This is a genomic window from Bosea sp. 685 (assembly GCF_031884435.1).
In the GTDB taxonomy this organism is placed as follows: domain Bacteria; phylum Pseudomonadota; class Alphaproteobacteria; order Rhizobiales; family Beijerinckiaceae; genus Allobosea.
In genome coordinates, this window is the sequence record NZ_CP134779.1 from 915,553 (window position 1) to 928,436 (window position 12,884).

A 12,884-nucleotide genomic window follows, 5' to 3' on the forward strand; every position below is an offset into this window, starting at 1 on the left:
ACGAGAGACGTGACGCGTGGCTGAAGGCGGATCGCAGGATCGAGTACTGGTTTCGGGCGTCGCCGAGCGCTACGCCACGGCGCTCTTCGAGCTGGCGAGCGAGGCCAATGCCATCGACGCCGTTTCCGCCGACCTTTCCAGCTTCAGCGCGATGCTGGCCGAGAGCGCCGATCTGCGCCGACTGGTCGAGAGCCCGGCCTTCTCGGCCGAGGATCAGGTCGCCGCTATCAAGGCGATCCTCGCCAAGGCAGGCATCTCCGGCATCGCCGGGAACTTCATCGGGCTGGTCGCGAGCAAGCGCCGCCTGTTCACGCTGCCGGGCATGATCCAGGGCTATCGCAACCTCGTTGCCGAGGCCAAGGGCATCGTCAGCGCCGAGGTCACGCTCGCCGAACAGCCCACGGCCAAGCGCGTCGAGGAAATCCGGTCCGCCCTCAAGGGTGTCGCCGGCAAGGATGTCGATGTCGCTATCAAGATCGATCCGGCGCTGATCGGCGGGCTCATCGTCAAGATGGGGTCCCGTATGGTCGACGCCTCGCTGAAAACCAAACTCAATTCAATTCGTCTTGCCATGAAAGAGGTCGGCTGATGGAAATCCGCCCCGCTGAAATCTCCGCGATCCTGAAGGCCCAGATTTCTAACTTTGGGTCCGAAGCCTCCGTCACCGAGGTCGGCCAGGTTCTCTCCGTCGGCGACGGCATCGCCCGCGTCTACGGCCTCGACAAGGTCCAGGCCGGTGAGATGGTCGAGTTCGAGAGCGGCGTGCGCGGCATGGCGCTCAACCTCGAGAGCGACAATGTCGGCGTCGTGATCTTCGGCTCCGACCGCGAGATCAAGGAAGGCCAGACGGTCAAGCGCACCGGCGCGATCGTGGACGTGCCGGTCGGCAAGGAGCTGCTCGGCCGTGTCGTCGATGCGCTCGGCAACCCGATCGACGGCAAGGGCCCGATCAAGGCCAAGGCCCGCGCCCGCGTCGACGTCAAGGCGCCCGGCATCATTCCGCGCAAGTCGGTGCATGAGCCGATGGCGACCGGCCTCAAGGCGATCGACGCCCTGATCCCGATCGGCCGTGGCCAGCGCGAGCTGATCATCGGCGACCGCCAGACCGGCAAGACCGCCGTGGCGCTCGACACGATCCTCAACCAGAAGGCCAACAACGAAGGCACGGATGAGAGCCAGAAGCTCTATTGCGTCTATGTCGCCATCGGCCAGAAGCGCTCCACCGTCGCCCAGTTCGTGAAGGTGCTCGAAGAGCGCGGCGCGCTGGAATATTCGATCGTCGTCGCCGCGACCGCGTCCGACGCTGCCCCGATGCAGTTCCTGGCGCCCTTCGCCGGCTGCGCCATGGGCGAGTATTTCCGCGACAACGGCATGCATGCCGTCATCATCTATGACGATCTGTCGAAGCAGGCCGTCGCCTACCGCCAGATGTCGCTCTTGCTGCGCCGCCCGCCGGGCCGCGAAGCCTATCCCGGCGACGTGTTCTATCTCCACTCCCGCCTGCTCGAGCGCGCCGCCAAGATGGGCGACGCTGCCGGCAACGGTTCGCTGACGGCGCTGCCGGTCATCGAGACCCAGGCCAACGACGTCTCGGCCTATATCCCGACCAACGTGATCTCGATCACCGACGGCCAGATCTTCCTCGAGACCGACCTGTTCTACCAGGGCATCCGCCCGGCTGTGAACGTCGGCCTTTCGGTGTCGCGCGTCGGTTCGGCCGCGCAGACCAAGGCGACCAAGAAGGTTGCCGGCAAGATCAAGGGCGAGCTCGCGCAGTATCGCGAGATGGCGGCCTTCGCGCAGTTCGGTTCCGACCTCGACGCGGTCACCCAGCGCCTGCTCAACCGCGGCGCGCGCCTGACCGAGCTCCTGAAGCAGGCGCAGTTCTCGCCGCTGAAGATGGAAGAGCAGACGGTCGTGATCTATGCCGGCGTCAACGGCTATCTCGACCCGCTGCCGGTCAACAAGGTCCGCGCCTTCGAGGACGGGCTGCTGGCGCTGGTGCGCGGCAAGCATATCGATCTGCTCAACGCAATCCGCGACAGCAAGGATCTTTCGGACGCGAATGCCGCGAAGCTGAAGGATCTCGTCACGGACTACGCCAAGTCGTTCGCCTGAGGCCGCGCGGGGCGCTCAGCGCTCTGCCAATATGAGGATCGTCGATGCCTTCCTTGAAGGATCTACGAAACCGCATCGCCTCCGTGAAGGCGACGCAGAAGATCACCAAGGCCATGCAGATGGTCGCGGCTGCGAAGCTGCGCCGGGCGCAGGCTGCGGCCGAAGCGGCGCGTCCCTATGCCGAGCGCATGGAGACGGTGCTGGCCAATCTGGCCTCCGGCGTCTCGGGTTCGAGCGCGCCGAAGCTGATCGCCGGCACGGGCGCCGACAAGGTGCATCTGCTGGTGGTCTGCACGGCCGAGCGTGGGCTTTGCGGCGCGTTCAACTCCTCGATCGCGCGTCTGGCGCGCGACAAGGCGAATGCGCTCAAGGCCGAAGGCAAGACGGTCAAGATCATCTGCGTCGGCAAGAAGGGCCATGACGTCCTGAAGCGCCAGTTCGAGAAGGACATCATCGAGCTGATCGATCTGCGCGCCTTCAAGCAGGTCGGCTTCGCCAATGCCGAGACGATCGCCCAGAACATCCTGGCGCGTTTCGCCGAGGGTGAGTTCGACGTCGCGACGCTGTTCTTCTCGAAGTTCAAGTCGGTGATCTCGCAGATCCCGACGGCGCAACGCATCATTCCCGCCGAGATCCCGGCTGGCACGAAAACGACCGAGGCCGTCTACGACTACGAGCCCGACGAAAGCGAGATCCTGGAGACGCTGCTGCCGCGCAACCTCACGGTGCAGGTGCTGCGCGCGATCCTGGAGAACGCGGCCTCCGAGCAGGGCGCGCGCATGTCGGCGATGGATTCCGCCACGCGCAATGCCGGCGAAATGATCAAGAAGCAGACGCAGCTCTATAACCGCTCGCGTCAGGCGATGATCACCAAGGAACTGATCGAAATCATCTCCGGCGCGGAAGCGCTCTAAACGCCTAGCAATTGGGCCGGCATGCCGGCCACCTGACACGCTGTACCCGAGGTTCGAAACCATGGCCAAAGCCGCTACCAAGAAGACCGTCGTCGCAGAGAAGCCTGCCAACACCGGCACCGGCCGCATCGTGCAGGTCATTGGCGCCGTCGTCGACGTGCAGTTCGACGGTGAGTTGCCCGAGATCCTGAACGCGCTCGAGACCGACAATCTCGGCAACCGCCTTGTGCTCGAAGTCGCCCAGCATCTCGGCGAGAACACGGTCCGCACCATCGCGATGGACTCCTCCGAAGGCCTGGTTCGCGGCCAGTCGGTCACGGATACCGGCTCCCCGATCATGGTGCCGGTCGGCGACGAGTGCCTCGGCCGCATCATGAACGTCATCGGCGAGCCGGTCGACGAGGCCGGCCCGATCAAGACCAGCAGCCGGCGCGGCATCCACCAGCCGGCTCCGTCCTATGCCGAGCAGGCGACGGACGCGCAGATCCTCGTCACCGGCATCAAGGTCGTCGACCTGCTGGCGCCTTACGCCAAGGGCGGCAAGATCGGCCTGTTCGGCGGCGCCGGCGTCGGCAAGACCGTCCTGATCATGGAGCTGATCAACAACGTCGCGAAGGCCCATGGCGGCTATTCGGTGTTCGCTGGCGTCGGCGAGCGCACCCGCGAGGGCAACGACCTCTATCACGAGATGATCGAGTCGGGCGTGAACAAGAAGGGTGGCGGCGAAGGCTCCAAATGCGCCCTCGTCTACGGCCAGATGAATGAGCCCCCGGGCGCGCGCATGCGCGTCGCCCTGTCCGGTCTGACTGTTGCGGAAGACTTCCGCGACAAGGGCCAGGACGTGCTGTTCTTCGTCGACAACATCTTCCGCTTCACGCAGGCAGGCTCGGAAGTGTCGGCGCTGCTCGGCCGCATTCCCTCGGCGGTGGGTTACCAGCCGACGCTGGCGACCGACATGGGCAACCTGCAGGAGCGCATCACCACCACCAATAAGGGCTCGATCACCTCGGTGCAGGCGATCTACGTCCCGGCCGACGATTTGACCGACCCGGCGCCTGCGGCCTCGTTCGCTCACTTGGACGCCACGACCGTGCTGTCGCGTTCGATCGCGGAGAAGGGCATCTATCCGGCGGTCGACCCGCTCGACTCGACCTCGCGCATGCTCTCGGCGGCGATCGTCGGCGAGGAGCATTACGCCATCGCCCGCCAGGTCCAGCAGATCCTCCAGCGCTACAAGGCGCTGCAGGACATCATCGCGATCCTGGGCATGGACGAGCTCTCGGAAGAGGACAAGATCTCGGTCGCCCGCGCCCGCAAGATCGAGCGCTTCCTGTCGCAGCCCTTCTTCGTCGCCGAAATCTTCACCGGCTCGCCGGGCAAGCTGGTTCCGCTCGAGGACACGATCAAGGGCTTCAAGGGCCTGGTCGAGGGCAAGTACGACCACCTGCCGGAAGCCGCCTTCTACATGGTCGGCTCGATCGACGAAGCGATCGAGAAGGCGCAGCGCCTGGCCGCCGAAGCGGCGTAAGGGGCGTCATTCTCGGGCTCGCCCCGAGAAACTCTGGACGAGTGCACACTGGTTTTCGAGATGGTCGGGTCAAGCCCGGCCATGACGAGCCCGGAAGAGAGTAGCAATGGCAACCTTCAAGTTCGAACTCGTCTCGCCTGAGCGCATCCTGTTCTCGGGCGATGTCGTCAGCGTCATCATCCCGTCCGTCGAGGGCGAGATCACCGTGCTCGCCGGCCATGCGCCGCTGGTCGCGACATTGAAGGCGGGCATCGTCTTCGCCCAGACCGATGGCAACAACGGCAAGGAATTCTTCGTCAATGGCGGCCTCGTCGAGGTCAACCAGGCTGCGACGACGATCCTGGCCGAGCAGGCAAACTTTATCGAGGACGTCGATACTGCCGTTCTCGATAAGGAGATCCTGACCGCCGAGATGAAGCTCTCCGGCACGCATGACGAGGACGAGCGCAAGCGCCTGCACGACGTTCTGGTGCAGCTGCGCGAGTTCAAGCACGTCTTCGAGGGCCGCAAGGCGGCTTAAGGCGTCAGCCTTTACCTCAGAGACTGTCAAAAGGCCGCGCGAGCGGCCTTTTTCATGCGGAGTAGCTGATGAACTCCAGCAGCGAGCCGTCGGGATCGCGGAAATAGATGCTGGTTCCCGGGCCGCCACGGCCGAAGCGCGGAACCGGGCCGAGTTCGATCGCGACCTTGCGCGTCTCCAGATGCGCGATGGCGTCCGTGATCGGCCCGGCCCAGGTGAAGCAGAGATCGCTCCCGCCGGGCGGCACCGGCAGGCGCGCGACCGGGATTGGGTTCAGGCCCGGCCCATGGCAGTTCAACTGCGCTGCCCCGATGCGATAGACGAAGCCTGCGCCGTTGGGGAGGATCTCGGCTCCGATCACGTCGCGGTAGAAGGCATTCGAGCGCTCCCAGTCCGAGACGTGAATGACACAATGGTCGAAGCTGATCGGGCTCATCGCAGTCTCCTAGAGCAGGATGCGAAAAAGTGGGAACCGGTTTTTCGCATTGATCCTGCTCTAACTCTTGGATGATATCAGATGGAATCACATTGTGACCCCATCTGATATCATCCGGCTCTCGGACGGGTCAGGGTGATATAGAAACAATGGGCGCGGCGAAGCGCGAGAAGGCCTGCACGACCCGCTCATAGACCGGGCGCTTGAACGGCACGATGCGGGCCGGCATCTGCACGAGGGGTAGCCAGGCCCACTCGCTGAACTCGGCCGGCTCGTCGCCATTGGGCCGAGTGATGTCGATCTCGCTGTCTTGCCCCTCAAAGCGGAAGGCGACCCAGCGCTGCCGCTGGCCCTTGAAGGCGCAGAGCTTATGCGCCGGGCCGTCATAGGGTGGGAAGTCGTAAGTCCACCAATCCTCTTTCAGCGCGATGAACGTGGCGCTCGTCACGCCTGTTTCTTCAGTGAGCTCGCGACGCGCCGCCGCGACGATGTCCTCATCGGGATCGATGCCGCCTTGCGGCATCTGCCAGTCGAAACCGGGCTGCACGATTTCGGGGCCGGCGCTGTGCGAGCGGCCGGCGAAAACCAGGCCACCGGCATTGAACAGGGCGATGCCGACATTGGGGCGATAAGGCAGGTCCATCCGGTGAGCATAAGACACCGTGTCGGCGAGCGAAACGGGCGGGCGAGAACCTCAGTCGTTGCGGGCCGAGAGAACACAGGACAGCAGCCCCGGGAAACGGCGCTCGATATCCTCCCGACGCAATGCGTTCATCCGTGTCGCGCCTTCATTGCGTGTCCGGATCAGCCCGGCTTCGCGCAGGACGCGGAAATGATGGGAGACGCTGGATTTCGGACGGTCGCCTTCGAGCGCCTGGCAGCTCGCTTCGCCTTCGGCTGCCAGCCTGCGGACGATCTCCAGCCGAAACGGATCGCTCAATGCGTGAAAAACGTCCTCGAGCGCGATCTCTTCCGAAGCAGGCAGGCGGGCATGTCGCATGGTGACGAGTCTATCACAGGGATTTGATATTGCCAAAGTTCGAAAAATATCGAACTATCGAATAATGGAATCCCTTTAGCGCGGAGCCGCTCAATGCCCGGTCTTTTCGACCCCTTCAGCCTGAAAAACGTCACCCTTCGCAACCGCATCGTGACCTCGCCGATGTGCCAGTATTCGGCGCAGGACGGCGTCGCCAATGAATGGCACCGCGCCCATCTCGCCGGGCTGGCGCGGGGCGGTGCCGGCCTCGTCGTCATCGAAGCCACTGGCGTCTCGCCGGAGGGGCGGATCACGCCTGCCTGTCTCGGACTGTGGAACGATGCGCAAGCCGAAGCGCTGGCGCCGATCGTTGGCGAAATGCGCAAGGCCGGTGCGGTCGCCGGCATCCAGATCGGCCATGCCGGCCGCAAGGCCAGCGCCAACCTTCCCTGGGAAGGCGACGACCATATCGCGGTCGGGGATCCTCGCGGGTGGGAGACGATCGCGCCGTCCGCCGTCGCTCAGGGCGGTGGCCTCGGGCGTGTGCCGCGGGCGATGACGCTGGCCGATATCGAGCGCGTGCGCGGCGATTTCGTCGCGGCGGCGGAGCGGGCCCGCGATATCGGCATCCAGTGGCTGAAGCTGCATTTCGCCCACGGCTATCTGGCGCAGAGTTTCCTGTCGCGCCACGCCAACAAGCGCGACGACGCCTATGGCGGCAGCTTCGAGAACCGCGCCCGCTTCCTGATCGAGACGCTCGTGGCCGTCCGCAAGGTCTGGCCGCAGGATCGCCCGCTCTCGGCCCGGCTTGGCGTCATCGAATATGACGGGCAGGACGAGGAGACGCTGGTCGAGGCCATTGAACTGGTGAAGCGCCTCAAGGCCGAGGGGCTCGACTTCATCGATGTCAGCGTCGGCTTCTCGACCAACGAGGCCAAGATTCCGTGGGGGCCAGCCTTCCTGGCGCCGGTTGCCGAGCGTGTGCGGCGCGAGAGCGGCCTCCCGGCGTCGACAAGCTGGTACATCAGCCAGCCCGAGCAGGCCGATGCGCTGGTGCGCGAAGGCAAGGTCGATCTCGTCACGCTCGGTCGGCCGCTGCTGGCCGACCCGCACTGGCCTTATGCGGCGGCAAAGGCACTGGGCATCGAGGACGCGGCCTGGAAGACTCTGCCGGCGCCCTACGCCCACTGGCTGTCGCGCTACCGCGCGGCGTGATGCAAGGGCGTCATGCAAGAGGGGCCTGTGGCCCCTCCCATCACTCCCCCATGGCGATCAAGCTGGCATTGCCGCCGGCGGCTGCCGTGTTCACCGTCACGGTCTGCTCGGTGGCAAAGCGCATCAGGTAGTTCGGCCCGCCGGCCTTGGGTCCGGTGCCCGAGAGGCCATGGCCGCCGAAGGGCTGTACGCCGACGACCGCGCCGATGATGTTGCGGTTGACGTAGATATTGCCGGTCGAGAGGCGGCTGACGACCTCCTCGACGGTGGTTTCGATGCGCGAATGCACGCCCAGCGTCAGGCCGTAGCCGGTCGCCTCGATCGCCTCGATGACCTTGTCGAGCTGACCCGACTTCCAGCGCACGACATGCAGGATCGGGCCGAAATGCTCGCGATCGAGTTCCGCGATGCTGTTCAGCGAGACGACATGGGGGGCGACGAAGGTGCCGCCCAGCGCGGGCGTTTCGCCGGCCCAGATGATGCGGCCGAGCTTGCGCATCGCCTCGACATGGCTGTCGAGCCTCTGCTTGGCGGCGGCGTCGATGACCGGGCCGATATGGGTCTCGATCCAGCGCGGATCGCCGAGCTTCAACTCGCCGCCGGCACCGGTGATCATCTCGACCATCTTGTCGGCGACGTCCTCCTGCACCACGAGCAGGCGCAGGGCCGAGCAGCGCTGGCCGGCAGAGCGGAAGGCCGACATCACGACGTCGTCGGCAACCTGCTCGGCCAGCGCCGTCGCATCGACGATCATGGCGTTGAGGCCACCGGTCTCGGCGATGAGCGGGACGATCGGCCCGTCCTTGGCGGCGAGAGCGCGGTTGATGGCGCGGGCGGTGGCGGTCGAGCCGGTGAAGGCGACGCCGGCGACAGCGGGATGCGCGACCAGCGCCGCGCCGAGCGCGCCGTCTCCAGGGGTCAGGTGCAGGGCCGAGACGGGCACGCCAGCCTCGTGCAGCAGGCGCACGGTCACAGTGGCGATCAGGGGCGTCTGCGGGGCGGGCTTGGCGACGACACTGTTGCCGGCGACGAGCGCGGCCGCGATTTGCCCGGCGAAGATGGCGAGCGGGAAGTTCCATGGCGCGATGCACAGAAACGGGCCGCGCCCGCGCAGGATGAGGCGGTTGTCCTCGCCGGTCGGGCCGGGGAGGGCGGTCGGCGTTGCGAATTTAGCCTCCGCCTCGGCTGCGTAATAGCGGCAGAAATCGACGGCCTCGCGGACCTCGGAGATGGCGTCGTCGAGCGTCTTGCCGGCCTCGGCCTGGAGCAGGGCGAGCAGCAGGCCGCGCTTTGCCTCCATCAGGTCGGCGGCCTTGCGCAAAGCTGCGGCGCGCGTGCGGGCAGGCGTGCGGTTCCAGTCGTCGAAGCCGGCCTTGGCGGCGAGCATGGCGCGGCCGGCCAAGGCAGCGTCGGCTTCCGCGACGGTGCCGATCGCCTTGCCGTCGATCGGCGAGAGCACCGGGCGGGGTGTGCCGCCCGCTGCCTTGCCGTCGATGATCGCGCCGGCGTCCGGGAATGGCTTGGCGGAGGCTGCAGCGATCTCGGCCAGCAGGGCGTCCAGGCTCTCGGCATGGCCGAGCTCGACGCCGGCCGAATTCTTCCGCGACGGGCCGTAGAGGTCCGCCGGCAATGGGATGCGGCGATGCCGGGCGGCGCCCGCATTGCCGATCAGGTCGGCGGGCGGCACCAGCAATTGCGCGACAGGCACGTCAGGATCGCCGGAGACGCTGACGAAGGAGGAGTTGGCGCCGTTCTCGAGCAGGCGGCGCACGAGATAAGCCAGCAGATCCTGGTGGCCGCCGACCGGGGCGTAGGTGCGGCAGGCATAGCCCGCCTTGTCCGCCAGCAGCTTCTCATAAAGCGCCTCGCCCATGCCGTGCAGGCGCTGGAACTCGAAATTCTCGGCGTCGCCTGCCATCTCGGCGACGCTTGCGACCGTCAGCGCGTTATGCGTCGCGAATTGCGGGATGATGCGCGGCCGCAGACGCAGCAATTGCGCGGCGCAAGCTTCGTAATTCAGGTCGGTCATCGCCTTGCGGGTGAAGACGGGATAGTCGGCGAGGCCGCGCTCCTGGGCGCGCTTCAACTCGGTGTCCCAATAGGCGCCCTTGACGAGGCGCACCATCATGCGACGGCCATGGGCCTCGGCCAGCGCCGCGATATGGTCGATCACGGCTGAGGCACGCTTCTGATAGGCCTGGATGGCGAGGCCGAAGCCGTCCCAGCCGGCGAGCGAGGCATCGGCGACCACCGCGTCGATGACGTCGAGCGAGAGTTCGAGCCGGTCGGCCTCCTCGGCGTCGATGGTGAAGTTGAGATCGTAGGATTTGGCCTGCTGCGCGAGCTTGATGACCTTGGGTGTCAGTTCGGCCAGCACGCGCTCGTGATTGGTCGCGTCATAGCGCGGATGCAGGGCCGAGAGCTTGACCGAGATGCCCGGCCGGTTCGGCAGCGGCTCATTGCCGGCGGAGCGGCCGATGGCGTCGATCGCGGCGCTGTAGGAGGCGAGGTAGCGGTCGGCGTCGGCTTGCGTGCGCGCGCCTTCGCCCAGCATGTCGAAGGAATAGCGATAGAGCTTGCCAGTCTTTGAGCCGGCGCGCTTCAGCGCCTCCTCGATGGTCTGGCCGAGCACGAAATGGTTGCCCATCACGCGCATGGCCTGGCGCGTCGCGGTGCGCACCGTCGGCACGCCGAGGCGCTTGGCGAGGCTGCCGATGATGCCCGTCGGCGTTTCGCCGGGCTGGATGACGCGTGCGGTGATACCGAGCGCCCAGGCCGAAGCCGAGACCAGGAAAGCGTCTGATTTCGACTCGTGATTGGCGAAGTCGCCTTGGCCGAGCTTGTCCTCGATCAGCCGGTCGGCGGTCGCCGCGTCGGGCACGCGCAGCAGCGCCTCGGCCAGCACCATCAGGGCCAGCCCCTCCTTGGTCGAAAGCGAATATTCGCGGAGCAACTCCTCGATGCCGCCCAATCCGACCTTGCGGGTGCGGATCGCCTCGATCAGTTCGGTGGCGCGGGCGTCGATGCGCGCCTTGGCGGCGGGCTCGCGCCGGGCCCCGGCCAGCAGCGTCGCGGCGATCGCGCCATCGTCTTCCGCATAGGGAACGCGGAAAGCGGAAAGGGCTGGCGCTTCGACGAAACGCGGGGCGGCGGTGGCCATGAAACGGCTCCAGATGAGCGAGGCGGGATGATCTGAAGGATCGGGCCTCTTGGGCCGCATATCAATTGGCTATTTTCCGATATTATCCGTATTAATATTGGCTGTTGGCTTTCGTTATAGAGAATAATCCCGTGCTCGATCGCACCGACCGCCGTATCCTCTCTCTCCTGCAATCGGATGGCCGCATTGCCGGCGTCGAGCTTGCCGAAAAGGTCGGCCTCTCCCCGACGGCGGTGGGCGAACGGCTCAAGCGCCTGACGCGCGAGGGCTACATCACCGGCTATCGCGCGACGCTCGATCCGCTGAAGCTCGGGCTCAACCTGCTGGTCTTCGTCGAGGTCTATCTCGACAAGACGACGCCCGATGCTTTCGAGCGCTTCGCGGCGGCCGTGAAGCGTGCGCCCGAGGTGCTGGAGTGCCACATGGTCGCCGGCGGCTTCGACTATCTGGTCAAGACGCGCGTCGCCGACATGAATGCCTATCGCCGCTTCCTCGGCGAGGTTCTGCTGGCCTTGCCGGCGGTGCGCGAGACGCGCACTTATGCCGTGATGGAGGAGGTCAAGACCGACGGGGCGCTGCCGCTTTGACCCTGTCAGAGCATTGCGCGAAAAAGTGGGTACCGGTTTTTTCGTGGGAGCAATGCTCTCAATTTTTAGAAGCGATCAGGCTTTTCGTATTCGGACGGTGCCGTCCGAATACGAAAAGCCTGATCGAGCGGAACGCCGCTTTTTTCTTCGCGTTCTGCTTGCGCAAAGGGCGCTTTGTACTTGACCTGTCGTGTGGCTCGGCCAGTTTGGAGGCATGATCGTTCGGCCCGCCGGTCGCCGGTTCGATCTCTACGTTGAGCCAGGTCCGCACCCGTCCGTTCCTCCGGAGTTCGAGATGCCTAAGCCTTTGCATGCCCCGGCCGTGGCGTTGTCCCGACGTGGCATCGCCCGCCTCGGCGCAGCCTTCCTGCTCGCGGTGACCGCGCCCATGGTGATGATCCAGCCAGCCCAGGCGCAGACGGCCGTGCGCTTCATGCTCGACTGGCGGTTCGAGGGGCCGGCTGCTCTGTTCCTGATGGGGCTCGAGAAGGGGTATTTCAAAGCCGAGGGGCTCGATGTTGTGATCGAGACCGGAAACGGCTCGCGCGAGGCGGTCCCGAAGGTGGCGTCGGGCGCCTATGATGTCGGCTTCGGCGACGTGAACTCGCTGATCCGCTATCGCGACGAGAACCCCGGCGTCGATCTCAAGGCCGTGATGATGGTCTATGACAAGCCACCCTTCGCGATCGTCGGGCGCAAGAGCCGCGGCGTGAGCGCCGATGTGAAGAGCCTGGAAGGCCGCAAGTTCGGCGCGCCCGCCGCCGACGCGGCTTTCGCGCAATGGCCGATCTTCAAGACGATCAACAAGCTCGACGACAGCAAGATGCGGCTGGAGAATGTCGGCTTCCCCGTGCGCGAGCCGATGCTGGCCTCGGGTGAGGTCGACGCCGTGTTCGGCTACGCCAACTCTTCCTATATCAACCTGAAGTCGCGCGGCGTCCCGGTCGACGACATCGTCGTCATGCTGATGGCCGATTATGGCGTCGAGCTCTACGGCAACGCCATCATGGTCTCGCCCAAATTCCTGGCGGAGAAGCCCGAGGCGCTGCGTGGCCTGCTGCGGGCGCTCGCCAGGAGCTTCAAGGACACGGTCGCCGATCCCGATCTCGGCGCGCAACTGGTGATCAAGCGCAACGATGTCGCCAGGGTCGAGGTCGAGCTGGAGCGCCTGAAGATGACGCTCGAGCAGAATGTGGTGACGCCTTTCGCCAAGGCGAACGGGTTCGGCGGCATCGACAAGGCGCGCTGGGAGCGCGCGCTTGACCAGATCAGCCTGACCTACAGCTTCAAGGACAAGGCAAGAGCGGGCGATGCGTTCACGGACGCGTTCCTGCCGCCGGTCGCGGAGCGGCAATTCTGAGCGGTCTTCCCTTGCTGCGACCGACCTGACCCAGCGCCAGGGTGACAGGGCAAGGCGCTCTGCCTAT

Annotated in this window: 13 protein-coding genes; 8 read left to right on the forward strand and 5 right to left on the reverse strand. The window is 65.6% G+C overall.

Annotation, left to right across the window (positions count from 1 at the left end; translation table 11 throughout):
- Positions 1 to 16: 16 nt before the first annotated feature.
- The 5 genes from RMR04_RS05320 (at position 17) to RMR04_RS05340 (ending at position 5,080) form a co-directional block, all read left to right on the forward strand.
- On the forward strand, positions 17 to 589 hold the full coding sequence (locus RMR04_RS05320; protein ID WP_311913389.1) for a F0F1 ATP synthase subunit delta: 573 nt from the start codon (positions 17 to 19) through the stop codon (positions 587 to 589).
- Entirely contained in the window at positions 589 to 2,118 is a 1,530-nt protein-coding gene (atpA, locus tag RMR04_RS05325; protein ID WP_092167804.1) for a F0F1 ATP synthase subunit alpha, read from the forward strand. The genes RMR04_RS05320 and atpA overlap by 1 nt, the downstream gene beginning before the upstream one ends.
- A 44-nt stretch (positions 2,119 to 2,162) precedes the next feature.
- Entirely contained in the window at positions 2,163 to 3,032 is an 870-nt protein-coding gene (locus tag RMR04_RS05330) for a F0F1 ATP synthase subunit gamma (protein WP_311913390.1), read from the forward strand.
- Positions 3,033 to 3,093: 61 nt separating this feature from the next.
- Complete coding sequence (gene atpD / locus RMR04_RS05335; protein ID WP_311913391.1) at positions 3,094 to 4,560, forward strand: F0F1 ATP synthase subunit beta; 1,467 nt, start codon at positions 3,094 to 3,096, stop codon at positions 4,558 to 4,560.
- Positions 4,561 to 4,666: 106 nt separating this feature from the next.
- On the forward strand, positions 4,667 to 5,080 hold the full coding sequence (locus RMR04_RS05340) for a F0F1 ATP synthase subunit epsilon (RefSeq protein ID WP_311913392.1): 414 nt from the start codon (positions 4,667 to 4,669) through the stop codon (positions 5,078 to 5,080).
- Between the two features lie 52 nt (positions 5,081 to 5,132).
- Here RMR04_RS05340 and RMR04_RS05345 read toward each other — a convergent pair whose 3' ends face one another.
- The 3 genes from RMR04_RS05345 to RMR04_RS05355 all read right to left on the reverse strand — a co-directional run bounded on the left by RMR04_RS05345 (position 5,133) and on the right by RMR04_RS05355 (position 6,516).
- Positions 5,133 to 5,516 (reverse strand): VOC family protein, encoded by a 384-nt coding sequence (locus RMR04_RS05345; protein WP_311913393.1) that lies wholly within the window; start codon positions 5,514 to 5,516, stop codon positions 5,133 to 5,135.
- Between the two features lie 130 nt (positions 5,517 to 5,646).
- Positions 5,647 to 6,159, reverse strand: coding sequence for an RNA pyrophosphohydrolase (locus tag RMR04_RS05350; protein WP_311913394.1), 513 nt, complete (start codon positions 6,157 to 6,159; stop codon positions 5,647 to 5,649).
- Between the two features lie 51 nt (positions 6,160 to 6,210).
- Entirely contained in the window at positions 6,211 to 6,516 is a 306-nt protein-coding gene (locus RMR04_RS05355) for an ArsR/SmtB family transcription factor (protein ID WP_311913395.1), read from the reverse strand.
- 93 nt (positions 6,517 to 6,609) lie between these two features.
- Between RMR04_RS05355 and RMR04_RS05360 the strand changes: the two genes are divergently transcribed.
- Positions 6,610 to 7,710, forward strand: a complete 1,101-nt coding sequence (locus RMR04_RS05360; RefSeq protein ID WP_311913397.1) for an NADH:flavin oxidoreductase/NADH oxidase — start codon at positions 6,610 to 6,612, stop codon at positions 7,708 to 7,710.
- Positions 7,711 to 7,750: 40 nt separating this feature from the next.
- On the opposite strand, the gene putA is transcribed toward RMR04_RS05360, so the two are convergent.
- Complete coding sequence (putA, locus tag RMR04_RS05365) at positions 7,751 to 10,870, reverse strand: bifunctional proline dehydrogenase/L-glutamate gamma-semialdehyde dehydrogenase PutA (RefSeq protein ID WP_311913399.1); 3,120 nt, start codon at positions 10,868 to 10,870, stop codon at positions 7,751 to 7,753.
- 131 nt (positions 10,871 to 11,001) lie between these two features.
- Between putA and RMR04_RS05370 the strand changes: the two genes are divergently transcribed.
- Positions 11,002 to 11,457 (forward strand): Lrp/AsnC ligand binding domain-containing protein, encoded by a 456-nt coding sequence (locus RMR04_RS05370; RefSeq protein WP_311913401.1) that lies wholly within the window; start codon positions 11,002 to 11,004, stop codon positions 11,455 to 11,457.
- A 58-nt stretch (positions 11,458 to 11,515) separates the two neighbouring features.
- Here RMR04_RS05370 and RMR04_RS05375 read toward each other — a convergent pair whose 3' ends face one another.
- On the reverse strand, positions 11,516 to 11,728 hold the full coding sequence (locus RMR04_RS05375) for a hypothetical protein (RefSeq protein ID WP_311913403.1): 213 nt from the start codon (positions 11,726 to 11,728) through the stop codon (positions 11,516 to 11,518).
- A gap of 24 nt (positions 11,729 to 11,752) precedes the next feature.
- Here RMR04_RS05375 and RMR04_RS05380 point away from each other — a divergent pair, with 24 nt between their 5' ends.
- A complete protein-coding gene (locus RMR04_RS05380; protein WP_311913404.1) occupies positions 11,753 to 12,817 on the forward strand; it encodes an ABC transporter substrate-binding protein in 1,065 nt (354 codons plus the stop codon).
- Positions 12,818 to 12,884 lie beyond the last annotated feature (67 nt).

Coding starts and splice junctions, on each gene's coding strand:
- RMR04_RS05355 (WP_311913395.1), bottom strand. CDS start 6,516: ATGCGACATGCCCGCCTGCCTGCTTCGGAAGAGATCGCGCTCGAGGAC.
- RMR04_RS05340 (WP_311913392.1), top strand. CDS start 4,667: ATGGCAACCTTCAAGTTCGAACTCGTCTCGCCTGAGCGCATCCTGTTC.
- RMR04_RS05380 (WP_311913404.1), top strand. CDS start 11,753: ATGCCTAAGCCTTTGCATGCCCCGGCCGTGGCGTTGTCCCGACGTGGC.
- putA (WP_311913399.1), bottom strand. CDS start 10,870: ATGGCCACCGCCGCCCCGCGTTTCGTCGAAGCGCCAGCCCTTTCCGCT.
- RMR04_RS05345 (WP_311913393.1), bottom strand. CDS start 5,516: ATGAGCCCGATCAGCTTCGACCATTGTGTCATTCACGTCTCGGACTGG.
- RMR04_RS05350 (WP_311913394.1), bottom strand. CDS start 6,159: ATGGACCTGCCTTATCGCCCCAATGTCGGCATCGCCCTGTTCAATGCC.
- atpD (WP_311913391.1), top strand. CDS start 3,094: ATGGCCAAAGCCGCTACCAAGAAGACCGTCGTCGCAGAGAAGCCTGCC.
- RMR04_RS05360 (WP_311913397.1), top strand. CDS start 6,610: ATGCCCGGTCTTTTCGACCCCTTCAGCCTGAAAAACGTCACCCTTCGC.
- atpA (WP_092167804.1), top strand. CDS start 589: ATGGAAATCCGCCCCGCTGAAATCTCCGCGATCCTGAAGGCCCAGATT.
- RMR04_RS05330 (WP_311913390.1), top strand. CDS start 2,163: ATGCCTTCCTTGAAGGATCTACGAAACCGCATCGCCTCCGTGAAGGCG.